This is a genomic window from Vibrio sp. QJM3NY_39, from assembly GCF_057785895.1.
On the sequence record NZ_CM173505.1, the window covers coordinates 1,121,941 to 1,145,460 of the forward strand.

Genomic DNA, 23,520 nt, shown 5'->3' on the forward strand with positions numbered 1-23,520 from the left:
AGCGATAATCAACAAACAAGGCACATAACTTATGTGCCTTATTCAATTTTTTGCTTTGCTTAAAGGAAAATTACAATGAGCAAATTTGCTATCGTATTCCCAGGCCAAGGCTCTCAAGCTATCGGTATGCTTGCTGACCTAGGCGAACAGTATGATGTTGTTAAAAAGACATTTGCTGAAGCTTCAGAAGCACTTGGTTACGATCTATGGGCATTGGTTCAAGATGGTCCAGTAGAAAATCTAAATGAAACTTTCCGTACTCAACCAGCTCTACTCACTGCGTCTGTTGCAATCTGGCGTGTATGGCAAGAGCTTGGTCTAGAGCAACCTGCAAACCTAGCAGGCCACAGCCTAGGCGAATACTCTGCACTTGTGTGTGCGTGTGTTATCGACTTTAAAGAAGCGATCAAGCTGGTTGAGCTACGTGGTCAACTGATGCAAGAAGCGGTTCCTGCGGGCGTTGGTGCAATGTACGCAATCATCGGTCTAGATGATGAAGCGATTGCTAAAGCGTGTGAAGAAGCGGCACAAGACGAAGTTGTGTCTCCAGTTAACTTCAATTCACCAGGCCAAGTTGTTATCGCGGGTAACAAAGCAGCAGTAGAGCGTGCTGGTGCACTATGTAAAGAAGCAGGCGCTAAACGTGCTCTTCCTTTACCTGTATCTGTGCCGTCTCACTGTGCCCTTATGAAGCCTGCAGCAGACAAGCTAGCGGTTGCTCTAGAAGCTCTAGAGTTCAACGCACCGGCACTGCCTGTTATCAATAACGTCGATGTTATTGCTGAAACAGACCCTGCAAAAATCAAAAGCGCACTTGTTCGTCAGCTATACAGCCCGGTTCGTTGGACTGAAGGTGTACAAGCGATGAATGAGCAAGGCGTTGAAAAGCTACTAGAATTAGGCCCAGGTAAGGTTCTTACTGGTCTAACAAAACGTATTGTTAAAACTATGACAGCTGCTGCAGTTAATGACACTGCATCACTAGACGCTGCTAAGTAAATAACCAATTAATAGAGAAGTTATGATGAATTTAGAAGGCAAAGTTGCACTAGTTACAGGCGCAAGCCGTGGCATCGGTCGTGCAATCGCTGAGCTTTTAGTTGAGCGTGGTGCTAAAGTTATCGGTACTGCTACGTCTGAAGGCGGCGCTGCTGCAATCAGCGAGTACCTTGGTGAGAACGGTAAAGGTCTTGCTCTTAATGTCACTGATGTTGACTCAATTGCTGCTACACTGAAAACCATCAACGATGAATTCGGTGCGATTGACATTCTGGTTAACAACGCAGGTATCACTCGTGATAACCTTCTCATGCGTATGAAAGACGATGAATGGAATGACATCATTGATACTAACCTAACGCCTATCTTCCGCATGTCTAAAGCTGTATTGCGTGGCATGATGAAGAAGCGTCAAGGCCGTATCGTAAACGTTGGTTCTGTAGTAGGTACTATGGGTAACGCTGGTCAAGCTAACTACGCAGCAGCAAAAGCTGGTGTGATTGGTTTCACTAAATCAATGGCTCGTGAAGTTGCGTCTCGTGGTATTACAGTGAACACTGTAGCGCCAGGTTTCATCGAAACAGACATGACTAAAGCGCTAAATGATGACCAACGTGCAGCAACTTTGGCGAATGTACCAGCAGGTCGACTAGGTGACCCTCGCGAAATCGCTGAAGCTGTGGTATTTTTGGCGTCACCTGCGGCAGCTTATATCACAGGTGAAACACTTCACGTCAATGGCGGTATGTACATGGTGTAAATTATGTGCAACATTTGTGCATGATTTAAGTCAAGATCATACGTAATTTCGGTTAAAATCGTGAAAATTGTGGTTTGACCAGAAAAGTTGACCTTGCAACTTTCAATAGATTGAATAAACTACGGAAAACATCGCATAAAGCGAACTCTGTAAAGGAAAAGAAAAAATGAGCAACCTCGAAGAACGCGTAAAGAAAATCATTGTTGAACAGCTAGGTGTAGACGAAGCTGAAGTTAAAAACGAAGCTTCTTTCGTTGATGACCTAGGTGCAGATTCTCTAGACACAGTTGAGCTAGTAATGGCTCTAGAAGAAGAATTCGACACTGAAATCCCAGATGACGAAGCTGAGAAAATTACTACTGTTCAAGCTGCTATCGATTACGTAACTAGCGCTCAGTAATAATCTCTCCCAGGCGGTCACCTTGACCGCCTGTGTTTTATCTAACTCATCTATCCTCATCTTAAATCACCTCAATCCCCGGAGTGTAATATCGTGTCCAAGCGTCGTGTAGTTGTCACTGGCATGGGTATGTTGTCGCCGGTAGGCAACACTGTAGAATCTTCTTGGAAAGCCCTGCTAGCTGGTCAAAGTGGTATCGTTAATATCGATCATTTTGATGCAACCAATTTCTCAACTCGTTTTGCAGGTCTAGTTAAAGACTTTAACTGCGAAGAGTATATGACTAAAAAAGATGCTCGTAAGATGGACTTGTTCATCCAGTACGGCGTCGCAGCAGGTATTCAAGCTTTAGATGATTCAGCCCTAACTATTACTGAAGAAAACGCTCCTCGTGTAGGCGTTGCTATCGGTTCTGGTATTGGTGGTCTTGGTTTGATCGAAGCCGGTCACAAGGCTCTAACTGAAAAAGGCCCTCGTAAAATCAGCCCGTTCTTCGTACCGTCGACGATCGTGAATATGATTGCGGGTCACATGTCTATCATGCGTGGCCTACGCGGTCCAAACATCGCGATCTCTACAGCATGTACGACTGGCCTACATAACATTGGCCACGCGGCTCGTATGATTGCATACGGCGATGCTGACGCAATGCTAGCGGGTGGTGCTGAAAAAGCATCTACACCACTAGGTATGGGCGGTTTTGGTGCGGCTAAAGCACTGTCTACTCGTAACGATGAGCCTCAAAAAGCTTCTCGTCCATGGGACAAAGGCCGTGACGGCTTCGTTCTTGGTGACGGTGCAGGCATGATGGTTCTTGAAGAGTATGAACATGCTAAAGCTCGTGGCGCTAAGATTTACTGTGAGCTAGTTGGCTTCGGTATGTCGGGTGACGCTTACCACATGACATCTCCAAGTGAAGATGGCTCTGGTGGTGCACTAGCAATGGAAGCGGCTATGCGTGATGCTGGCATTACTGGTGAACAAATCGGTTATGTTAATGCACACGGTACTTCGACTCCTGCAGGTGACGTAGCGGAAGTTAAGGGCATCAAGCGTGCTCTTGGCGAAGCAGGCAGCAAGCAAGTCTTGGTTTCTTCTACGAAATCAATGACAGGCCACCTTCTAGGTGCTGCAGGTTCTGCTGAAGCGATCATCACAGCGATGTCTCTAATTGATCAAATTGTTCCACCAACAATCAATTTGGATGATCCTGAAGAAGGCTTAGATATTGACTTAGTACCCCACACTGCGCGTAAAGTTAGCGGTATGGAATATGCTGCATGTAACTCATTCGGTTTCGGTGGTACAAACGGCTGTTTGATCTTCAAAAAGATTTAATCATCTTATTAAAGATGTAAACATTCGTAGATAGTCATAATTAGACTTGTTTTTAAACGGCTTGATGCTTTAGCATTGAGCCGTTTCTTTTTATGGGGAAAAACATGTTTTGGGTTGATGGAGAAAGCCAGCAAACTGTCGATATCTTGGATCGTTCGTTTCAGTACGGGGATGGTTGTTTTACCACCATGCTTGTCCAAGAGGGTCAGGTTCAGCATTTTTATGATCATCAATGTCGTGTCGACGAATGCCTTAAAGCGCTACGCATTTCTGCTCTTGATTGGGATGTTGTTAGCCTTTGGATCGATAATGCACTTCAACATATCCAAGATAACGATCTTCATGGAACAAAGAGCCTTTATGGTTCAAAGCTCCTCCATGATACAAACAAGCCTCATAATCAAAAAACTGGGATTAAGCTACACGTTAGCCGTGGGGCAGGCGGTCGTGGCTACAGTGCCAAGAATATCGCCAAGCCAACGATAACCATCAGTACATTTGATTTCCCTAGTCATTATTCAGCGTGGCAAGATTCTGGTGTAGAACTCGGTATCTGCCAACAAGCACTAGGTTTGAGCCCACTGCTCGCAGGCCATAAGCACAATAATCGTCTTGAGCAGATCTTGATGAAAGATGAAATGGATCAGGCCGATGAAGCTGATGGTGTAGTTCTTGATATCTCGGGCAATGTGATTGAAACCACCATGGCCAATCTGTTTTGGCGAAAAGGTCAGATGATATATACACCTCAACTCACGCAAAGTGGTGTGGCGGGGGTTATGCGTAAGCAAGTGTTAACCGCGCTGAATCAAGCTGAACTTTCCGTTACAATTAGTGACTACTGCTTATCTCAACTCATGCAAGCTGATGAGATTTTCATGACCAACTCCATCTTAGGGGTTGCCCCAGTTACCCGTATTAGTGATACCCAATTCAACATTGGAACCGTTACTCGTAGCCTTCAAGGACAACTAAACTCGTGATCAAAAAGTTATTTATTTTTATTACCTTGTGCTTAATCGCAGCCGCTGCTGCTGGTTTTTATGTTTACAACCAAGCGCAAGATAACCTGAAACAAGTTATTCAATTAGAAAAACCGCAGGTGGTTACCGTTGCTTCAGGTAGCAGTTTTAACCGTGTTCTAGCACAGTTGATTAACGAGGGGCTTTTTGAGGCTTCTCCTTACGAGAAATTAATCCGTAAGTTACATCCTGAGCTTGTAGACGTAAAAGCGGGTACATTCCTGCTTGAGCCCGGTTTAACCCTAGAGCAGGCGCTACAAGTGCTTGTCGAAGGGAAGGAGCACCAATTTACCATTACCTTCGTAGAAGGCAGTCGTTTTGACGAGTGGCTTGTTCAACTAAAAGACAACGAATTCATTCAGCAGACGTTGAATGATGTCTCTGAAAAAGAGATCGCACAAAAGCTTGGTATCGAAAATGAAAAGCTAGAAGGCCTTTTCTTAGCGGAAACATACCACTACACCTATGGCACAACGGATTTAGATTTGTTGAAACGCGCCCACCGAGATCTGATGAACGTGGTCAATGATGAGTGGGAAAATAGAGCCGATAAACTGCCTCTTAAATCGCCATATGAAGCGCTAATTCTTGCGTCTATCATTGAGAAAGAAACTGCAGTAGCGTCAGAGCGTGAACGTGTGTCTTCTGTGTTCGTTAATCGCTTGAACAAGCGTATGCGTCTACAAACTGACCCAACGGTTATCTACGGCATGGGCGACAGTTACAAAGGCAATATACGTAAGAAAGACTTACGTACTCCAACGCCATACAACACTTATACAATGAGTGGTTTACCACCGACGCCTATTGCAATGGCGGGCAAAGCGTCTATCAATGCTGCGCTGAATCCAGAGAAGAGCAACTACCTGTATTTTGTTGCGAGTGGAACCGGCGGTCACGTATTTTCAAAGAGTTTGACTGAGCATAACCGTGCAGTACGAGCTTACTTAAAGCAATTAAGAAAAAACAAATAAAGAAATAATTATGAATCAGTCGAAATTTATCGTAGTTGAAGGCCTTGAAGGTGCTGGCAAAAGTACAGCAATCAATGCCATCGTTGAGACATTAAAAGCATCGGGTGTTGAAGATATCGTCAATACTCGTGAGCCGGGTGGCACTGTCTTAGCTGAAAAGATGCGTTCATTGGTTAAAGAAGAGCACGAAGGTGAGAAGCTTCAAGATATGACGGAACTATTGCTGATGTACGCGGCACGTGTTCAATTAGTCGAGAACGTCATCAAGCCCGCATTAGACAGCGGTAAATGGGTGTTGGGTGATCGCCATGATATGTCATCTCAAGCTTATCAAGGTGGTGGTCGTCAGATCGCACGCACTACGATGGAATCACTGAAAGAAACCACGCTAGGCGGTTTTAAGCCAGATCTAACCCTATACTTGGATCTTGATCCTAGAGTAGGGCTTGAACGCGCTAGAGGCCGTGGTGAGCTCGATAGAATCGAAAAGATGGATATCTCATTCTTCGATCGTACACGTGAACGTTACCTTGAGATTGCAGAACAAGACGAAACGGTTCTTGTGGTTAATGCACAGCAAGAAATTGAGCAAGTAGCCGCTGATATTAAAGTCGCGCTCAGTGCTTGGCTCAATAAACAGTAGGTAGTCATGGCTGAAGTTTATTCTTGGCTCACACCGGTATGGAGTGAGTGGAAAAAAAGTCTCGATGCAGAGCGTTTTCCTAACTCTGTGATTGTTAATGCACCGGAAGGGCTTGGCGTTGATGCGCTGATTAGCCAACTTACCGATGCATTGATGTGTACTAATTACGAAAGCGAGTCGTGTGGATTTTGCCATAGTTGTGAATTGATGAAGTCGGGGAGTCATCCGGATTTCCATGTGATTGAACCTGAGAAAGAAGGTAAATCGATTACCGTTGACCAAGTACGTGCGAGTAACCGCTGGGCTCAACAATCGTCCCAGTTAGGTGGTTTGCGCGTTATCTTGCTTAACCCTGCAGAGGCGATGAACGAATCGGCGTCGAACGCATTGCTGAAAACTCTAGAAGAGCCATCAAGTAAGTGTATCTTCATTCTTTCTACTCGTAACAGTAATCGCTTAATGCCGACTATTATTAGCCGCTGTCAGCAATTCAATGTGGTTAGCCCACAGTTGGATACTGGATCGACTTGGCTAGATGGGGAAGTAGGTAAAGCGGTTCCGCAGTATATTCTAGCGCTCAATGACAACGCGCCTTTGAAAGCGAAAGCCATGTTTGAGCAAGGCGGTGTTGAAGCCTCAACAAAAGTGCTCGATGGTTTTGTCAATGTTATCAAAGGCACTCAACCTGACATGCTGAAGTTTTCCACAGAGCTTAGTAAAGATCCTTTGGTTCAACTAGGCTGGCTATGGCACTTACTGTCTGACGTGCAAAAGCTGCATTTTGGTTTAGCGAATCAGGCGATGACTCCGAGTGCGAAAGCTTTGGTTGAGGTAATGTCTTATCAAAGTGCTTACGCAGCATCGAATAAACTGTTGATATTGATTGAGCAGTTAAAGCAACACCCCGGGCTCAATACGGAGCTACTCATAATGAACTGGCTGATTGCCACTTGCGAGGAAACATGTTCGTAGATTCCCACTGTCATTTAGACAAACTGGATTACCAAGATTTACACACCAGTGTAGAAGACGTGGTTAATAAGGCGAAGGCAGCAAATGTAGACCAACTGCTTTCTGTCGGTGTGACATTAGACTCGTTTGAAAACATGCTTGAGATGATCTCGCCGTTTGATAATGTTAAAGCTTCTTGTGGCGTTCACCCTCTCGATGTAGAGAGCGATTTCTGTCTGGAAAGAATGCGTGAGTATGCGAGTAATCCAAAGGTTGTGGCGATAGGTGAGACAGGCTTAGATTATCACTACCAGCCAGAGACGGCAGAACTGCAACAGCTTAGGTTCAAGCAGCACGTTGAGTTGGCTGTTGAGCTTAATAAACCTTTGATCATCCACACGCGTAACGCGCGTGAAGATACGTTAGCTATTTTACGCGATGGTGGAGCAGAGAAGTGCGGTGGTGTGATTCATTGTTTTACTGAAGATCAAGCATTCGCTGAAGCGGCAATGGAATTAGGTTTTTATATCTCGATCTCAGGTATTGTGACCTTTAAACAAGCCACAGAACTTAAAGACGTTGTGAAAAACTTACCGCTAGATAGGTTGCTGATCGAGACGGATTCGCCATACTTGGCTCCGATTCCATATCGAGGTAAACAGAATCAGCCTGCATATGTGGTCGAAGTGGCGGCTTATATCGCGCAGTTGAAAGGGCTGTCAATGAAAGAGGTTGCTGAACAAACAACCAAAAATTACCGAAAACTTTTTTTGCGATAAAAAACTAACTAAACAAATAAAAGGGAGCGAAAGCTCCCTTTTTGTGTTTTTGATCACCAAAAGTACGTTTTTTTTTAATGTTTACTAATTATGTTGAACTTGAGAGCACTATTTACATCATTTGTAATTTTGTTACTAAAAATAACATTAGCTCCTATTTTATTTACCCAGTAAAATAATACACCCATCAAAAAATGCATTTATATTTCAATACTTTAATTGCTTGTAAAGCATTGCATTTCTAGATTTGACATGTGATCCAAGACGTGTTTTGAAACTAAATTTCGTAAGTGACTAGAAAGTTAGTTCCGCATCAATATATATTTAGCGGCAGAAAATATAATGCAATACATGGTTACATTTTCACTGGGTGCTAACATATAGGCTACGGGGGTGTGCCGTTAGAACCCATATAATTATTTTATCTTTATCAGGAGCATAAACATGTTTAAGAACCTTTTTGCTAACCTGCAGAAAGTTGGTAAGTCTCTGATGCTACCAGTATCAGTTTTACCAGTTGCGGGTATTTTGCTAGGTGTCGGTGCAGCAGACCTTCCTTTCATTCCAGAAATTGTTTCAAACTTAATGGAACAAGCGGGTGGTTCAGTATTCGGTCAAATGGCACTACTGTTTGCAGTAGGTGTAGCACTTGGCTTTACTAATAACGACGGTGTAGCTGGTCTAGCTGCTATCGTTGGTTACGGCATCATGACTGCTACACTTGGCGTAATGGCTGGTGTAATGGGCGTTGATAAAATCGATACTGGTGTACTAGGTGGTATCCTAGTCGGTGGTGTTGCTGCTTGGGCATTCAACCGTTTCTTCCGTATTCAACTACCAGAGTACCTAGGCTTCTTCGCTGGTAAGCGTGCCGTGCCAATCATCACAGGTTTCTCTGCGATTGGTCTAGCAATCCTACTATCTGTAGTATGGCCACCAGTTGGCGGCGCTATCTCTGCGTTCTCTGATTGGGCTGCTCACCAAAACCCACAAGTGGCGTTTGGTATCTACGGTATCGTTGAGCGTTCTCTAATTCCATTTGGTCTTCACCACGTTTGGAACGTACCTTTCTTCTTTGAAGCTGGTACTTGTGTAAACGCTGCTGGCGAAACTCAAAACGGTGTTCTTACTTGTTACCTAGTTGCTGATGACGCATCTCGTGCAGCGGGCAATGGCTTCGGTCAGCTAGCTGGTGGTTACATGTTCAAGATGTTCGGTCTACCTGCTGCTGCAATCGCAATTGCACACTCAGCTAAGCCTGAAAACCGCGCTAAAGTAATGGGCATCATGGCTTCTGCTGCGTTGACTTCATTCCTAACGGGTATCACTGAACCAATCGAATTCTCATTCCTATTCGTTGCTCCAGTACTTTACGCAATCCACGCTCTACTAGCTGGTTCTGCATACGTTCTTGCGAACACTCTAGGTTTTGTACACGGTACATCTTTCTCACACGGTCTAATCGACTTCCTAGTTCTATCTGGCAACGCGTCTAAGATGGGCCTAATGGTTGTATGTGGTATTGGTTACGCTGCAATTTACTACATTGTATTCCGCACTGTGATTAAAGCACTTGACCTTAAAACTCCAGGTCGCGAAGACGAGTCAGAAGACGACATCGTTGCAACTGGTACTGAGCTTGCTGGTGAGTTAGTTGCTGCATTCGGTGGCAAAGCGAACATCACTGGTCTTGACGCTTGTATTACTCGTCTACGTGTTGCAGTAGCTGATACAGAAGCTGTTGACCAAGACAAACTGAAGAAACTAGGTGCTGCAGGTGTTGTTGTAGTTGCTGGTGGCGTACAAGCTATCTTCGGTACTAAGTCTGACAACCTTAAGACAGACATGGATGAGTGGATCCGTAACAACGGTTAATTCACTGATTCAATAAATTGAAAGGAGGCCGAGAGGCCTCCTTTTTTGTTTTCTGCTCTATGAAAGACCTTGCTGCGTTTAATCCCCATCAACTCAGAGAGTTACCGCTCAACTCGATCAATTGATGGTCGTTCCCAAATTTTTCGTGTCTTTTATCTTTTACCTAGCGATGACACCTTTCGCTGAGATTCTAGTAAACTCCCTTTTTTAAACACAGTCTGAGAATATTATGAAACATCGTTACTTGATCGGCCTTATGTGCTGCAGCGGAGCCTCGTTTGCTCACGCTTCTGAAGCTCCAGCTTTGGAAGTTGGACTCGCCATCGACCAAGACCTGAGTGTCGTTGTGGAATTTGATCAGAAATACCGTGCTACGATTGGCAATGATGGCGCTGCATTTGACTATATTTTTAAGCGTGGTCAGTTTGAAACTGAAGCGCCTTTAAGTTGGTATGTTGGTGCAGGTGCTTGGGCTGAATGGAATGATGATTTTGGTTTGCGTGTGCCGTTAGGCGTGAAAGTGAATTTCTATGAAGGTTGGAATGCTTACGCACAAGTTCACCCTGAGCTCGACATGTACAAAGGTGTTGAGTTGCAAGTAGGCGGCGCACTAGGTGTGACCTACAAGTTCTAAGTTGAACTGAAAACCGTTTTTATAATGAAAAAGCCAGCATCAAGCTGGTTTTTTCATTTCGTTAGAATACTTCTAGTCTAAAGACTTATTGATCCAATATGGGGACTCAACCTAGAAGGTAAAACTCAATCCCACATTGGCTTGGAATTGGTTCATCCAGTCAGTATCAAAGCGGATGATGCAGTCTTGGCCATTACTCGGTACGTTACAAACACCAGAGGTGTCGTTGTCGACCACAGTACCTAGCCAACGTACTTGTGTATTTAACGCTAAGCGGTCACTGAATTTGTACTCTAAGCCACCAAAGATAGAAGTTGAAAATCCATATTTATCCTTTGCCCAGTCTACATCAACGTAAGAAGCCCCAAGACCGAGCCCTAGATAGCCAGACAACACCGAAGAAGCAGGGTAGTAGATGCTGCTTTGAAAGTGAAGGTATTGGATGGAAGAGCTTAGGTTGAGCGTTTCTAACTCAGAGCTCTGATTGGAATAGAAAAAGCCGATACGACCTTTCTCAAGCGGAGTTTCAATGGCGAAGGTGAAGTTTTCTGAACCTTCCATATCATAAGTATTACCATCCTGGTCTTCGACACTACCGCCTCCGGTATAACCCACCATCGGGGTAATGATGATCTCCGGCGAAGCATACACGCTCGAAACGGAGAAAAGTGCAATCAGTGCCATCATATTTGCTTTGTTATTCATGAGTATATCCTTATCCATACACTTACTAATTGTGATGGTTACATCAATATTGTGCGACTAATTTCGACGATTCTTGAAGATACTTCACACACCTGATAGAACTTATATAGAGACTAGACAAATTAATAATAAGCCAGAGGTGTCTATGGACCATAATCTGAAAAATGCTCTACAAATAACAGCGATCATCTATACCATCATTCTTTCATTTGGTTTTATTGCGATTGGTAGCTAATACCATCTATTGCGAGGCTGAGTTTTTATACTCAGGGAATCATGAATAGTGGGATTATAACCAATATTGATGCAGCAATAGACTTGGATTACTACGCTAAGTTTATTGCTGGAAAAACAGCCCTAGTCGCTCAAGGTGGCGGACAGAGAAGTATTTTTACTTCTGGAGTGCTGGATGCCTTTCTTCTTTCTAATTTCGACCCCTTCGATGAATTTTTTGGTACCTCAGCGGGCGCTCTCAACTTATGCGCTTATCTGTGCCGCGATAAAGGCCTTGGCCGCTCTTTCGTTCTCGACCTCACGACTTCACCAGAGTTCTTTAATCTCTTTTCTTATATACGACACAGAAAGAACCTAGGATTAGAATGGGCGTTAGAACAAATCATGGCGTACCCTTATAAGCTTGATCTTGACCTCGGTAGGCAAACGCTGGGTGACAGACATTTTTTTGCAGCGGTCACCGCTTCGAAAGATCTTCGAGATCATTATTTCCCTTTGCTTGGTGAAGACTGGTACAAGGTGATGATTGCCACTTGCGCCATTCCACGTTTGTATAGCGATGAAATATTCATTGGCGATAACGCTTATGTTGATGGTGGTGTATCCGCTTGTATCCCGGTTCAAGAAGCGTGGCGTAGACAAGCCCGTTCCATTGTAGTGATCAGAACTGAGCCACCTTTAGAGGAAGAGGTTCGAGTTCAAGTTAACAGTACGGGATTAAAAACACCCAAACCAATATCAGCTGAAGAGCTGGAATGGTTCCGGGAATCTTTTGACAGTGTTCAAGGTCATTGGCAGCAAAAAGTGGAACAGTGGAAAACCGATTGGAGCTCGTTCTTTCAACAACAAATCCTCAGTTCAAAAGAACAGAAGCGCGACAGATCACATTTGGATTTACTTAATGGTGGTCGATGGCTATTTGGGGCGGATGACATCTATAGATTAAGTCATTTAATTGGTGATAAGTTTGATTCCGGTTTGGCTGATATGCTAATGGTACATTACCAAACTTACTCATTGACTCAGGATTTTTTGAACTCCCCACCAGACGATGCGTTTGTCGTGCAAATTGCCCCAAGTAAGCCGCTGAAATCAAGTTCATTAATGAGTAATAAAGAAGATTTACTGCACGATTACGACATGGGTTTAGAAGCGGGTTACCGATTTGTAGAAACTTATACCTCTACGGAAAATGCCCGCAGTTCACACATGCCACAGTTGGCAACCATTGCTGCTGATAAGTAATGCTTGAAGTTGATAAGTTAACATACTGTTAGCTCATCATGCTGTTTTAACCCGATCGTTAGTGAGTCGTGTTCTGATATGAAAAAGGGTTATTGAACTTGGTTCGATAACCCTTTTTTGTCAGCTTTCTCACCTTCAGCTTAATTTAGGATCCTAAGCTTTAAGGCGAAAGTAATTAAGACTAGGTAACTGGTAGGATTCTCATACAGTTGGTTGATCCTGCCACATCCATAATGTCGCCTTGAGTGACGATCACGAGATCGCCAAACTTAAGATGCTCTTTCTCTTTTAGGCAAGTGAGCGTAGATAGGGCAATGTCAAAGCTATCTTCGGCTTCTGTCTCGAAGTAGATAGGTGTTACACCGCGGTACAAGGTACAGCGATTAAGTGTTCCTTCGTTACGAGACAGCGCATAGATAGGCATATCAGCACTTAGACGAGACATCATCAATGCAGTACGGCCTGACTCGGTGAGAGTGACTACGCCCTTAATGCCTTCCATATGGTTTGCAGAATAGATGGTTGCCATCGACACGGTTTCTTCGGCGGTGACAAAAGTACGGTCAATACGGTAATTGGATTGGTTATTAATCCCTGCCATTTTCTCTGCGCCAATACAGACTTCGGCCATTGATTTTACGGTTTCAACCGGGTAATCACCGGCGGCGGTTTCACCTGAAAGCATCACTGCATCGGTGCCGTCCAGTACGGCGTTGGCAACGTCCATCACTTCGGCACGGGTTGGCATTGGTGCTGAGATCATTGATTCCATCATCTGAGTTGCGGTGATTACGGTTCTGTTAAGCGCTCTAGCACGGCGTATAAGCTGTTTTTGTACTCCGACCAACTCAGGGTCGCCAATCTCTACTCCGAGGTCACCACGAGCTACCATGACCACATCTGAGGCCATTATGATGTCATCCATGTTCTCAACAGTGGCTACCGTCTCTGCTCGCTCTACTTTTGCTACAAGGTGAGCTTCTAATCCCGCTTCTCGTGCAAGCTGACGAGCGTAGTGCATGTCTGCGCCGTTGCGTGGGAAAGACACTGCGAGGTAATCCACTTTGATTTGGGCTGCGGTGACGATGTCGCGCTTATCTTTTTCTGTCAGCGCTTCTGCGGAAAGACCACCGCCTTTTTTATTGATGCCTTTGTTATTTGACAGTGGACCGCCAATGATGACTTCTGTATGAACGCGACAGCCTTCCACTTCGGTCACTTTCAGCTGAACACGACCATCGTCGAGTAACAGGATGTCGTTAGCTGAAACGTCGTTAGGTAATTCTTTATAATCAAGACCGACTGCTTGTTGGTTGCCTACACCTAAACCTAGGCTACTGTCGAGAGTGAATTTGTCACCCACAGCAAGTTGGATTTTGCCATCTTTGAATGTCGATACTCGAATCTTGGGGCCTTGTAAGTCACCGAGAATAGCGATTTGAGTGCCAAGTCTTTTTGCAATTGCTCTGACGTTTTCTGCGCGTTGTATATGGTCGTCGCTGGTGCCGTGAGAGAAGTTCATACGGACGACATTGGCACCGGCTTTGATGATCTCTTCAAGCACGTTACCTTTATCAGTAGAAGGGCCTAGCGTTGTGACGATTTTCGTTTTTCTTAATTCGGCTGTCATGAATACTCCTAGAGTGAGGCCAAGTAATCTTTTAAAAGACTGAATTAAGTATATGCATTAATTGATTATTTATTGGGAGCTAGGGAGATATTTCATTATTTGTCTCTAATTATTGAATTCAGGGCTCAATAACGATGTTTTATTCTGAAAATTAAGTCTCAATTTATCGATTTTGGTGTTAATTTCCCTCGAACTATTTGACTCGATACACAAAGATTCATGTATATACGTGATACTGGTCACGGCGATATACCAAGTGACTTCACAATTACTTCGCAAAGTAAAAAAATTAACTCGTTGATGATTTCTGGAGCGTAAAATGTACATGGCTCAACCGGGCCATATTGATCATATCAAACAGGTCAATGCTGGTCGTGTATATAAACTAATTGACCTTAAAGGTCCTATTTCTCGTATCGATCTGTCCAAGCAAAGTGAGTTGGCTCCGGCGAGTATTACTAAAATTACCCGTGAACTCATTGAAGCTCACCTTATTCACGAAACGACGGTTCAAGAAGCCACGACTCGTGGGCGTCCTGCTGTCGGTCTGCAAACCAATAACGAAGGTTGGCAGTTTCTGTCGATGCGTCTTGGTCGCGGATACTTGACGATCGCGCTCCATGAATTGGGTGGCGACGTGCTTATCGATACCAAGATTGATATTCATGAACGTGACCAAGATGATGTGCTTGCGCGTCTTCTACATGAAATTGATGAATTTTTCCAAACTTATGCTGAGCAACTCGATAGGGTAACAAGCATTGCGGTTACGCTACCGGGCCTTGTGAATTCTGAGCAAGGGATTGTGTTGCAGATGCCGCACTACAACGTTAAAAATTTAGCGTTGGGTCCTGAGATTTACAAAGAAACAGGTCTGCCTGTCTTTATTGCCAATGATACCCGAGCTTGGGCATTAGCAGAGAAGTTGTTTGGTCACTCACAAGACAACGATAATTCTGTTCTTATCTCGATTCACCATGGTGTAGGTGCTGGGATCATTCTCGACGGCCGAGTGCTACAAGGTCGCCACGGTAATATCGGTGAACTTGGGCATATCCAGATCGATAAGCAGGGCAAACTTTGTCATTGTGGCAACCGAGGCTGCTTAGAAACAGTCGCGAGTTCTCAGGCGATCCGTGATCAAGTGAAAGAGCGACTGGCTAATGGTGAAGCATCATCATTAACTGTGTTTGAAGACGTCACTATCGAACAGATCTGTGCAGCCGCTGCTGATGGCGATCCATTGGCTGTTGAAGTTATTGAACAGTTAGGTCGTTACTTAGGTGCCGCGATAGCGATTGTGATTAACCTTTTCAACCCTGAGAAAATCTTGGTGGGTGGTGTTATCAATCAGGCTAAAAGCGTGTTGTACCCTGCGATTCAAAAGTGTATCGAAGAGCAGAGTTTATCGGTTTACCATCAAGATTTAGAGCTGGTGGAATCTCGATTCTATAAACAAGCAACCATGCCTGGTGCTGCGCTTGTTAAACAAGCCTTATATGATGGCCAACTGTTAATGAAAGTTGTTGAAGGTTAACTCCTTATACTCGTCTTTTAGCCTCACCCGAAACCTTTCCATGTACTTAAGCTTTGTATAACATCATTTGTTGTACTTAGTTTAAGCATTCTGTGCATTGGCGCTTTGCTTTAACCTATTGAAGTAGGCTATTGTAGCCACAGTTATTATTTGTCACTAAGGTGTTGTATGTCTGGCGTTTTAAATTCGGTTGATCAGAGAACCAAACTGGTCGGTGAAAACCGTCTGGAGCTCTTGTTATTCAGCTTAAACAGTCGTCAACTATTTGCGATTAACGTATTTAAAGTGAAAGAAGTCCTAAAGGTGCCAGTACTCACTCGCTTGCCGGGCTCTCACCATCATATTACGGGTGTTGCGTCTCTACGTGGTGAATCGGTGCCTGTTATCGATTTGCGCAGCGCGATTGGCTTCCCACCGTCACGAGATGAGACTCAAGAAAATAACTTGATCATCACGGAATACAACCGAACTGTACAAGGTTTCTTGGTTGGGCAAGTGCGTAATATCGTGAATACGACGTGGACTGAAATTCAGCCGCCTCCAAAGACAACGGGTCGTGCCAATTACCTGACGGCTATCACGCATATTCAAGAAGAAGAGCAGCACAAAATCGTTGAGATTATTGATGTTGAAAAGGTACTCGCTGAAATCATCGATTATGATGTTTCGATTTCTGACGGTGTTTTAGATGAGCAACTTGCCAATGAAATGGTTGGACGTAATGTACTTATCGTTGATGACTCTTCAACCGCGCGTAACCAGATTAAAGGTACCTTATCGCAACTGGGTTTGAACATTATTGAATGTTGTGATGGTTTAGAAGCACTGACCTTACTTAAGGGCTGGTGTGATGAAGGTAAAGACATCAATCAAGAAATATTGTTGATGATCACCGATGCTGAAATGCCTGAAATGGACGGCTATAAACTGACGCATGAAGTGCGTACGGATCCAAGAATGCATGACCTGTTCATCACGCTAAATACTTCATTAAGTGGAAGTTTTAATGAAGCTATGGTTGAGAAAGTAGGGTGTAATCGCTTTATTTCTAAGTTCCAACCGGACCTTCTGGTTGAAGTGACTCAAGAGCGAATGCGTCAAATTTTATAATTAAGACTGCTGTACGGTTATTTTGAGTGACCTTATGGAAAGTGTTTGCTAATATTCATGCAGCATATTTTTCTTAACGAAATATGCTCAACTACTAGCGTAACTTTTCACACACAATCTAAGGTAGTTCCTCTTAATGATATGGTTGACTTCTAAAGTCGTAATGACTTTGAGCTTATTACTGTATAGGGAATTTAAGAAAAGACGTACGGAAGCTGAAGTTGAGTCATAACTCAACGATTTAAATTGAAGGGAGGCTGATGCCTCCCTTTTCCTTTTCTGGCATTTATGAAAGGGCTATTTGAATCGCTAATGAAAATCTCGAGATTTGGTGTTCAAGCCAACAATCTCCTCGGTAATATCGATGAGCTTACCCGCGATAACATGCACGACTTCCCCTTCTTTTTCTAATATCCCTTGTACCTTTAAAGCCTTGGCTGTGAGATAAGCTTGCTGTTGCGCGCGGGCGGTGGCTCCCCAGACCACAACATTAATATTACCTGTGTCATCTTCCAATGTGACAAAGGTGACACCAGCTGCGGTGCCGGGTGACTGTTTACCCGTGACTAATCCGACAACGGTGACCATGGATTTGTGTCTTTGTTGTATTAAGTCCTTCATGTGTGTGAATCGACCTAATCGATTGGCTTCTTCGAGCAAAGTGATTGGGTGTTTGTTTAATGAAATCCCGACACTGGTGAAATCTTCGAGTAGATCTTGCATCTCACTGGGTTGATGCAATGAGAGCTCGCCATTATCATCTTCTGCATAGTTATCGACTTGGTTAAACAAAGGCAGATCAGAGGCTGAGTCCATCATTGCCCAACGCGTCTGGAAGCGGTCTCCCGAGACGTTATGTAGCGCATTGGCCGATGCCAGTAGCTCGATATCTTTTTTGTTCATCGATAGTTGCTTTACCTGACTTGGATGGCGGTAACCTGAACGCGGGCGATTGGCGAGCACGCTTTGAATACCATGCTCGCTTAGCCCTTTGATTTGTCGTAACCCTAAGCGAATCGCCAAACCATTTTGATGAGTGACGACCGTGTGATTATCTTGAGAAGCGTTCACACATATAGGAAGGATTACCACATTATGCCGCTGCGCATCTTGTACCAACTGTGATGGGCTATAAAACCCCATCGGTTGGCTATTGAGCAAAGACGCGTAGAAACATTCTGGGTAGTAACACTTCAACCAAGCTGAGCAATACGCTAATACAGCGAACGAGGCCGAATGGCTTTCTGGAAAACCGTATTCACCGAAACCACATATTTGTTTAAAGATCTGTTCGGCAAACTCTGTCTCATAACCACGTTTTTGCATCCCCTCGATGAGTTTGTTTTTAAACTTAAAGACGTTGCCATTTTTTTTCCAAGCGGCCATCGCACGTCTGAGCTGATCGGCTTCACCACCGGTGAACCCTGCAGCGACCATCGCGAGCTTAATTACTTGTTCTTGGAATATCGGTACGCCTAAAGTGCGTGACAGTACCGATTCCACATTTTTAGATGGATAGCTGATTGGCTCAATACCATCTCGGCGTTTTAGAAACGGATGCACCATATCGCCTTGAATAGGTCCTGGACGCACGATAGCGATTTGAATCACCAAGTCGTAATAAGTTCTCGGCTTAAGCCTTGGCAGCATGCTCATTTGCGCTCGTGACTCAATTTGGAATATCCCAACGGTGTCTGCCCGTTGAATCATGCCGTAAACTTGAGGATCATCTTTAAGGCGAGTGATCTCTGCAATGGTCAGTGATCGTCCATGGATAGACTGGATCAGGTCGAAACATTTACGAATAGCAGAGAGCATACCCAGTGCAAGCACATCGACTTTCAGCAAGCCTAAGGTTTCTAGATCATCCTTATCCCATTGAATTATGGTTCGTTCGTGCATCGCGGCATTCTCGACAGGAACCAGTTCATACAAAGGCCCTGAGGATATGACAAAGCCACCGACGTGTTGAGATAAGTGACGTGGGAAGCCGATGATCTCATTAACCAAGTGGATAAACTGCTGACCTTTTAAGGAGTCAGGTTGTAGCCCCAATTGAGTTAACTGAGCCTGCCAGCCTAGGCTTTTGTCCCTGCGATTGGTGTTTTTAATGAAGTAATCAAGTTGAGTTTCTTGTAGTCCTAACGCTTTACCGATATCTCTTACTGCACTTTTGAAGCGATATGAAATCACAGTTGCGGCAAGCGCAGCGCGTTCTCTACCGTATTTTTGATAGATGTATTGGATGACATCTTCACGTCGTTCGTGCTCAAAATCGACATCAATATCAGGCGGCTCATCGCGCTCTTTACTGATGAAACGTTCAAACAGCACTGAGATCTGTCTTGGATCGACAGAGGTGATTTCTAGGCAGTAACAGACCACGGAATTGGCCGCAGAACCTCGACCTTGGTAAAGAATCCCTTGGCTTTTGGCAAACATGACGATGTCATGAATGGTGAGGAAAAAGAAAGGGTAGTTGAGCTCACCAATCAATCCGAGTTCTTTATCTATGATTTGTTGAATATTGCTAGGCACACCTTGTGGAAAGCGAGCCCGTTTTCCCTTTTCGACCAACATGCGCAGATAACTCATGGGTGTCTCACCTTGAGGAATCAGTTCACTGGGATATTCGTAGCGCAAACTGTTTAACTCAAATTCGCACAGTTCTGAGATTCGGTTGCTCTCTTCTAGCCACTCCGCTTTGAAAATACGTGAGAGCTTATTGATGCTTCGTAAACAGCGCTCGGCATTGGCCAGTAAGTGACTACCCACTTCAGTAATGGGTTTTTGGTACTTGATCGCAGTGAGCGAGTGCTGCAAGGGTAAGCGGTTAGCATTGTGCATCAACACACCACCACACGCCGTTATCGGCAGGTGATGATGTTGTGACAGCTCAACGCAGTAATCTGTGTATTGTTGGTCGGTTTGTTTTAGGTGTCGTTGTAAGCCGATCCAAAGCCGGCCTGAATGATGCTGGGAGAGCCATTGCCCCCAGTGTGCGTCTTCATTTTTCTGTTGAGGGAGCCAAAGAATAAAACAATGCTTAGCCGACATGATATCCCACTCAGAGAGCTGATAATGTCCCTTACTGCTACGACGTCTCGCGTTGGTAATAATACGGCACAGTTCGGCGTAGGCTTGTCTGTTTGGGCATATCAAGATCACTTGGCACTCTTCATTTAGCCAAAACATACTTCCGACAATTTGCTTGAGCGACAGTTTATGTTGCTTGATTGCAGAGTGAACCTTAACGATGCCCGCCACTGAGCACTCATCAGTGACAGCGAGTGCTTTGTAACGTAAGAAGTCGGCCTGTAAAACAAGCTCTTCTGCGTGTGAGGCTCCCTCAAGGAAGGAGTAATTACTTTGGCAAAATAGCTCTGAGTATTGCTGAGACATAACGTAATCTCACTTAACCATTGCGAGTGAACATGATTGAAAAGGGGTGTTGAAATTGCCAGTGAGTCGTATTGAATGAGCCACTAAATTGTCTTACTTTCTTACAAACTAGCTAAATAAGCCGTGCAAAAACCATTGTTTATCGGGCGTTCTGAAGACCCATAACCATCGGCCGTTTTCACTATGAGCAATAAAGTAGTCACGAATGATTTTTTCTCCGTCCCACCATCCAGAAACAATGCGCTCAGGGCCTTGAGATAAGGTGACACTCTCGGTTAAGACTTCGGGCTCGGGCAGGAGAATACTCGGTCTTAGTCGCTGCTGGCTGATGTTGGGAGTTGCTATTTTCTGTTCGAACTCTGGGGGTGTTTGCCTCTTTGCCACAGACTTACTCAGTGTTGGGAGCGAGTATTGGTTGGCTTTTTCTGGCCTTGGGTCGTGTTGTATTTTCGGTGTTTGAATACAGGGTTGCCCAAGCTTTGCTTGCAGTAGTGAGAGCAAATCTAACGCGGCAAGTGTTCCTGTATTGCCATCAAAAAGATCACGGTAGGCCATTTGCGGTTCTCCATGACGAATCAAAGAGAGAGTCAGCCCCTGAACCGGTGCCGTGATCTTCAGTGATTCTAAGGTTAGATGAGTCAGGTTCGCCCACTTTGCAGCAAGGTAATCGCCTTGTGCTGAATAGAAAGAGACAGGGTGGTCGTCTTTATCTCTCAGATGCAAAGTCAGCGTTAACTCGAAAGCCACTCGGTCGCGTAGTTTCAAAAAACACTCGAGTTGATTTAATAATTTCAGTAACGGCTTTTCGATAAACAGGATGTTTTCAATATCAAATAATAGCTCGAGATATTGCTGAAAATTCTCCGGTGGATGGTAGAAATCAATCGGGTGCTTGAACTGTCCGTTAAGGCGACCGACATAGTTCACCAAATCGATATCAAAGCGACGTGCGACATCTTGCAAAGGCAGTTTCAATAGGTCATCCACTAAGTTAATGCCGACACGGTTCAGACGCTCCACTTGCTTAGTTGGCAGCTCGCTGGAACTTAATGCTTGTTGATTGACCCATGCTTTCATTTGCTCAATATTATTAGTGACTTGGTTGATGGATTGCTTGCCCAAAAGGATCGCAGAAAGTGGTGAGTAACCCGTCGCGAAGCTGAACTGGATATTGAGCGTTTCTAAGTGGCTTTTGAGCTCATGCCAGTAGTTATCTAACCCATCGTAAAGTGACAGCATATTAGAAGCTTTAATCAACAAACCATTCGGTGGTAGTAAAGCCATGTCAGAAGTGACCAAATACGCCCATTGAGCGATCTCTTTGAGCTTACTTTTTTCTAGCTCAATACTGTAAGGGTGGACGTGTAAGTTATGGCAAAGCGCCGCCGCAGACCCTAGCCCCATACCAAGTGAAATTCCCGATTGCAGCGCAGTTTGGTTAGCTTGCAGCACACGGTGATCTTTTTCATCCACGATGATAATAGGTTGCTCGTGTGAGTCTTTGCTTGAACCCAATTCATTAGAGTTAAACAAGGTACCCAACTGCAGAGATGGAAAGTGCAGATAAAGCCACAACATACGCTAGCCTTGCTTTGCAATAGGAAAAGCAAGCACAGTGTTACCTGACAAAGCACGGTCTAAGTTGTCTTCATAAACGACTTGCTCTGTGAGTAACGGCCAGTTATGTGTCATGTCTAGAATAAAGCTGCCATACGACCAACTGCCTTTCCTTTTTGTGACCTCAACCTTTAACCCTTGGGCGTGAGAAGATAGATTCATGCTTAGAGAAACGGGTAGGGATAACTGATTATGGCTGGTGGCCTTAAAGTGAAATTGCAGACACTTACCGGTTTCGCTTGCTGCTTGCAGGCGCTTGGTTTGGTGTATCTCTAGATCGGCTCCCCATAGCAATACCGAGTGACAGGCGCCGCTTTTAAGGCACTGCTCTGCTGCCCACAATGCATCGAGATCGCGTTGAGGCTCGATAACGAGAATATTTTCTAGTTGAATACCTTGGCTGCTAAAAAACTCAGCACAGATCTTCCCCGGTGGGTTAATGAAGATGGCCAATTTTTGTGAGTTTTGTTGAGCTAAATAGGGTGTAAGCAGGCGAAGTTCGCCGATCCCTTGTTGCGATTCAACCTCAATAACACCATGTGTCGGAAAGCCACCATCAAGCTGTTTATCCAATTGAGAATAGCCGGTTGAAGTAGTGCTTCCTTGCGCTGTTGATTGTAACCCTGTCCAGATTAGCTGGCGGTCTTGTAAGTTTTTTATTAGTTCATGCATAATTAAATACCTGTATATTTATACAGTATATTTAACAATGAAAAAGATGCAAAGAAAAATGACGAAAATCAGATGAACTAAATATTATATGATTGATTTAGATGCAAAAAAAGCCGCTATGGAAGCGGCTTCTTACTGTTGGTTAATGATATCAGTTACTTAGGTTGAGCATCGATACATTGGCCATTAATGTCTGTCACACTTGGGTTCATTAAGTGTAGGTACAGCGGGATGATGTCGAGTGGCGTTTTCAGCTTGTTCGCATCTTCACCTGGGTACGCTTTTGCACGCATGCGTGTTTGAGTGCCGCCAGGATTGATCGCGTTTACACGGATGTTGGTGTCTTCAAGTTCGTCCGCTAGGATTTGCATCATGCCTTCGGTAGCAAACTTAGAAATCGCGTAAGTGCCCCAGAACGCACGGCCAGAGTGACCAACCGTTGAAGAGGTAAAGACAATACGACCCGCTTCAGCTTTCTTAATGACAGGCAGTAATGCTTGAGTCATTAGAAATTCAGCTTTAACGTTGATTTGCATAACGCCATCAAACGTTTCTTCATCGATTTGATCAAATGGACTTAACGTGCCAAGCACACCTGCGTTATGCAGTAGGCCGTCTAAACGACCGAACTGTGATTCAATGGTTTCAGCCATATCAATGTAGTTCTGCTTTGTTGCTCCTTTGAGGTCTAGCGGAATGATCGCAGCCTGAGGGTAACCAGCACTTTCGATTTCATCGTAAATGAATTCAAGGTTTTTAACATTGCGGCCTAACAGAATGACAGTTGCACCATGTTGAGCGAAGCTTAGTGCGGCTTGGCGACCAATGCCAGCACCGGCACCTGTAACCAAAATTACTTTATCTTTGAGGGCATCTGTAGAGATTGGGTAATCCACTGTGCTTATCCTTCTTTCTTTTATTATGTTCGTCATTCCATTGATGTTTAATCACACAGATAACCGCAGGAATGATGAGAAATTCTTGGTAATCGTG

Annotated in this window: 21 protein-coding genes; 15 read left to right on the top strand and 6 right to left on the bottom strand. The window is 44.4% G+C overall.

Features of this window, described 5'->3' with window-relative positions:
• Positions 1 to 75: 75 nt before the first annotated feature.
• From fabD to AC3CHU_RS05215, 11 genes are all read left to right on the top strand, one after another.
• On the top strand, positions 76 to 999 hold the full coding sequence (gene fabD / locus AC3CHU_RS05165) for an ACP S-malonyltransferase (RefSeq protein ID WP_488525186.1): 924 nt from the start codon (positions 76 to 78) through the stop codon (positions 997 to 999).
• A 25-nt stretch (positions 1,000 to 1,024) separates the two neighbouring features.
• The gene (gene fabG, locus AC3CHU_RS05170; RefSeq protein ID WP_010437280.1) at positions 1,025 to 1,759 is read left to right on the top strand and encodes a 3-oxoacyl-ACP reductase FabG; all 735 of its coding nucleotides are present in this window, start codon (positions 1,025 to 1,027) and stop codon (positions 1,757 to 1,759) included.
• A 166-nt stretch (positions 1,760 to 1,925) separates the two neighbouring features.
• Positions 1,926 to 2,159 carry an acyl carrier protein gene (gene acpP / locus AC3CHU_RS05175; RefSeq protein ID WP_012603569.1) on the top strand — a complete coding sequence of 78 codons (234 nt, stop codon included), beginning with the start codon at positions 1,926 to 1,928 and terminating at the stop codon, positions 2,157 to 2,159.
• Positions 2,160 to 2,252: 93 nt separating this feature from the next.
• Positions 2,253 to 3,497 carry a beta-ketoacyl-ACP synthase II gene (fabF, locus tag AC3CHU_RS05180; protein WP_004736554.1) on the top strand — a complete coding sequence of 415 codons (1,245 nt, stop codon included), beginning with the start codon at positions 2,253 to 2,255 and terminating at the stop codon, positions 3,495 to 3,497.
• A gap of 104 nt (positions 3,498 to 3,601) precedes the next feature.
• Positions 3,602 to 4,480 carry an aminodeoxychorismate lyase gene (gene pabC / locus AC3CHU_RS05185; protein WP_488525187.1) on the top strand — a complete coding sequence of 293 codons (879 nt, stop codon included), beginning with the start codon at positions 3,602 to 3,604 and terminating at the stop codon, positions 4,478 to 4,480.
• The gene (mltG, locus tag AC3CHU_RS05190; protein WP_017078128.1) at positions 4,477 to 5,493 is read left to right on the top strand and encodes an endolytic transglycosylase MltG; all 1,017 of its coding nucleotides are present in this window, start codon (positions 4,477 to 4,479) and stop codon (positions 5,491 to 5,493) included. Before pabC ends, mltG begins: the two co-directional genes overlap by 4 nt.
• Before the next feature lie 10 nt (positions 5,494 to 5,503).
• Complete coding sequence (gene tmk / locus AC3CHU_RS05195; RefSeq protein ID WP_054547257.1) at positions 5,504 to 6,136, top strand: dTMP kinase; 633 nt, start codon at positions 5,504 to 5,506, stop codon at positions 6,134 to 6,136.
• A gap of 6 nt (positions 6,137 to 6,142) precedes the next feature.
• Positions 6,143 to 7,108, top strand: coding sequence for a DNA polymerase III subunit delta' (locus tag AC3CHU_RS05200; RefSeq protein WP_054547258.1), 966 nt, complete (start codon positions 6,143 to 6,145; stop codon positions 7,106 to 7,108).
• Positions 7,099 to 7,866 carry a TatD family hydrolase gene (locus tag AC3CHU_RS05205; protein ID WP_017093784.1) on the top strand — a complete coding sequence of 256 codons (768 nt, stop codon included), beginning with the start codon at positions 7,099 to 7,101 and terminating at the stop codon, positions 7,864 to 7,866. Before AC3CHU_RS05200 ends, AC3CHU_RS05205 begins: the two co-directional genes overlap by 10 nt.
• A gap of 444 nt (positions 7,867 to 8,310) precedes the next feature.
• Positions 8,311 to 9,741, top strand: coding sequence for a PTS glucose transporter subunit IIBC (ptsG, locus tag AC3CHU_RS05210; RefSeq protein WP_004736562.1), 1,431 nt, complete (start codon positions 8,311 to 8,313; stop codon positions 9,739 to 9,741).
• A 229-nt stretch (positions 9,742 to 9,970) separates the two neighbouring features.
• Positions 9,971 to 10,375: a hypothetical protein gene (locus tag AC3CHU_RS05215; protein WP_065204928.1), complete on the top strand. Its 405-nt coding sequence runs from the start codon at positions 9,971 to 9,973 to the stop codon at positions 10,373 to 10,375.
• 111 nt (positions 10,376 to 10,486) lie between these two features.
• On the opposite strand, the gene AC3CHU_RS05220 is transcribed toward AC3CHU_RS05215, so the two are convergent.
• On the bottom strand, positions 10,487 to 11,080 hold the full coding sequence (locus AC3CHU_RS05220) for a porin family protein (protein ID WP_474356292.1): 594 nt from the start codon (positions 11,078 to 11,080) through the stop codon (positions 10,487 to 10,489).
• Positions 11,081 to 11,225: 145 nt separating this feature from the next.
• On the opposite strand from AC3CHU_RS05220, the gene cydH reads away from it, so the two are divergent.
• On the top strand, positions 11,226 to 11,315 hold the full coding sequence (gene cydH / locus AC3CHU_RS05225) for a cytochrome bd-I oxidase subunit CydH (RefSeq protein WP_114633799.1): 90 nt from the start codon (positions 11,226 to 11,228) through the stop codon (positions 11,313 to 11,315).
• A 41-nt stretch (positions 11,316 to 11,356) separates the two neighbouring features.
• Positions 11,357 to 12,559 carry a patatin-like phospholipase family protein gene (locus AC3CHU_RS05230; RefSeq protein WP_065204926.1) on the top strand — a complete coding sequence of 401 codons (1,203 nt, stop codon included), beginning with the start codon at positions 11,357 to 11,359 and terminating at the stop codon, positions 12,557 to 12,559.
• A gap of 181 nt (positions 12,560 to 12,740) precedes the next feature.
• Here AC3CHU_RS05230 and pyk read toward each other — a convergent pair whose 3' ends face one another.
• Entirely contained in the window at positions 12,741 to 14,189 is a 1,449-nt protein-coding gene (pyk, locus tag AC3CHU_RS05235) for a pyruvate kinase (RefSeq protein ID WP_017085832.1), read from the bottom strand.
• Positions 14,190 to 14,508: 319 nt separating this feature from the next.
• Here pyk and mlc point away from each other — a divergent pair, with 319 nt between their 5' ends.
• Together mlc and AC3CHU_RS05245 are read left to right on the top strand one after the other, a co-directional pair.
• Positions 14,509 to 15,726, top strand: coding sequence for a sugar metabolism global transcriptional regulator Mlc (mlc, locus tag AC3CHU_RS05240; RefSeq protein ID WP_017084008.1), 1,218 nt, complete (start codon positions 14,509 to 14,511; stop codon positions 15,724 to 15,726).
• A gap of 168 nt (positions 15,727 to 15,894) precedes the next feature.
• The gene (locus AC3CHU_RS05245; RefSeq protein ID WP_004736572.1) at positions 15,895 to 16,836 is read left to right on the top strand and encodes a chemotaxis protein CheV; all 942 of its coding nucleotides are present in this window, start codon (positions 15,895 to 15,897) and stop codon (positions 16,834 to 16,836) included.
• Between the two features lie 309 nt (positions 16,837 to 17,145).
• Here the strand turns inward: AC3CHU_RS05245 and AC3CHU_RS05250 are convergent, their stop codons facing one another.
• From AC3CHU_RS05250 to AC3CHU_RS05265, 4 genes are all read right to left on the bottom strand, one after another.
• A complete protein-coding gene (locus AC3CHU_RS05250) occupies positions 17,146 to 20,238 on the bottom strand; it encodes an error-prone DNA polymerase (protein WP_488525188.1) in 3,093 nt (1,030 codons plus the stop codon).
• Positions 20,239 to 20,346: 108 nt separating this feature from the next.
• Entirely contained in the window at positions 20,347 to 21,816 is a 1,470-nt protein-coding gene (locus AC3CHU_RS05255; RefSeq protein ID WP_488525189.1) for a Y-family DNA polymerase, read from the bottom strand.
• A 3-nt stretch (positions 21,817 to 21,819) separates the two neighbouring features.
• A complete protein-coding gene (gene imuA / locus AC3CHU_RS05260) occupies positions 21,820 to 22,527 on the bottom strand; it encodes a translesion DNA synthesis-associated protein ImuA (protein WP_488525190.1) in 708 nt (235 codons plus the stop codon).
• Between the two features lie 155 nt (positions 22,528 to 22,682).
• The gene (locus tag AC3CHU_RS05265; protein ID WP_004736577.1) at positions 22,683 to 23,423 is read right to left on the bottom strand and encodes a YciK family oxidoreductase; all 741 of its coding nucleotides are present in this window, start codon (positions 23,421 to 23,423) and stop codon (positions 22,683 to 22,685) included.
• Between the last annotated feature and the right edge of the window lie 97 nt (positions 23,424 to 23,520).

Coding starts and splice junctions, on each gene's coding strand:
- AC3CHU_RS05200 (WP_054547258.1), top strand. CDS start 6,143: ATGGCTGAAGTTTATTCTTGGCTCACACCGGTATGGAGTGAGTGGAAA.
- AC3CHU_RS05245 (WP_004736572.1), top strand. CDS start 15,895: ATGTCTGGCGTTTTAAATTCGGTTGATCAGAGAACCAAACTGGTCGGT.
- AC3CHU_RS05230 (WP_065204926.1), top strand. CDS start 11,357: ATGAATAGTGGGATTATAACCAATATTGATGCAGCAATAGACTTGGAT.
- tmk (WP_054547257.1), top strand. CDS start 5,504: ATGAATCAGTCGAAATTTATCGTAGTTGAAGGCCTTGAAGGTGCTGGC.
- cydH (WP_114633799.1), top strand. CDS start 11,226: ATGGACCATAATCTGAAAAATGCTCTACAAATAACAGCGATCATCTAT.
- AC3CHU_RS05250 (WP_488525188.1), bottom strand. CDS start 20,238: ATGTCTCAGCAATACTCAGAGCTATTTTGCCAAAGTAATTACTCCTTC.
- pabC (WP_488525187.1), top strand. CDS start 3,602: ATGTTTTGGGTTGATGGAGAAAGCCAGCAAACTGTCGATATCTTGGAT.
- AC3CHU_RS05205 (WP_017093784.1), top strand. CDS start 7,099: ATGTTCGTAGATTCCCACTGTCATTTAGACAAACTGGATTACCAAGAT.
- mlc (WP_017084008.1), top strand. CDS start 14,509: ATGTACATGGCTCAACCGGGCCATATTGATCATATCAAACAGGTCAAT.
- AC3CHU_RS05215 (WP_065204928.1), top strand. CDS start 9,971: ATGAAACATCGTTACTTGATCGGCCTTATGTGCTGCAGCGGAGCCTCG.
- fabD (WP_488525186.1), top strand. CDS start 76: ATGAGCAAATTTGCTATCGTATTCCCAGGCCAAGGCTCTCAAGCTATC.
- ptsG (WP_004736562.1), top strand. CDS start 8,311: ATGTTTAAGAACCTTTTTGCTAACCTGCAGAAAGTTGGTAAGTCTCTG.
- AC3CHU_RS05220 (WP_474356292.1), bottom strand. CDS start 11,080: ATGAATAACAAAGCAAATATGATGGCACTGATTGCACTTTTCTCCGTT.
- AC3CHU_RS05255 (WP_488525189.1), bottom strand. CDS start 21,816: ATGTTGTGGCTTTATCTGCACTTTCCATCTCTGCAGTTGGGTACCTTG.
- pyk (WP_017085832.1), bottom strand. CDS start 14,189: ATGACAGCCGAATTAAGAAAAACGAAAATCGTCACAACGCTAGGCCCT.
- imuA (WP_488525190.1), bottom strand. CDS start 22,527: ATGCATGAACTAATAAAAAACTTACAAGACCGCCAGCTAATCTGGACA.
- fabG (WP_010437280.1), top strand. CDS start 1,025: ATGAATTTAGAAGGCAAAGTTGCACTAGTTACAGGCGCAAGCCGTGGC.
- acpP (WP_012603569.1), top strand. CDS start 1,926: ATGAGCAACCTCGAAGAACGCGTAAAGAAAATCATTGTTGAACAGCTA.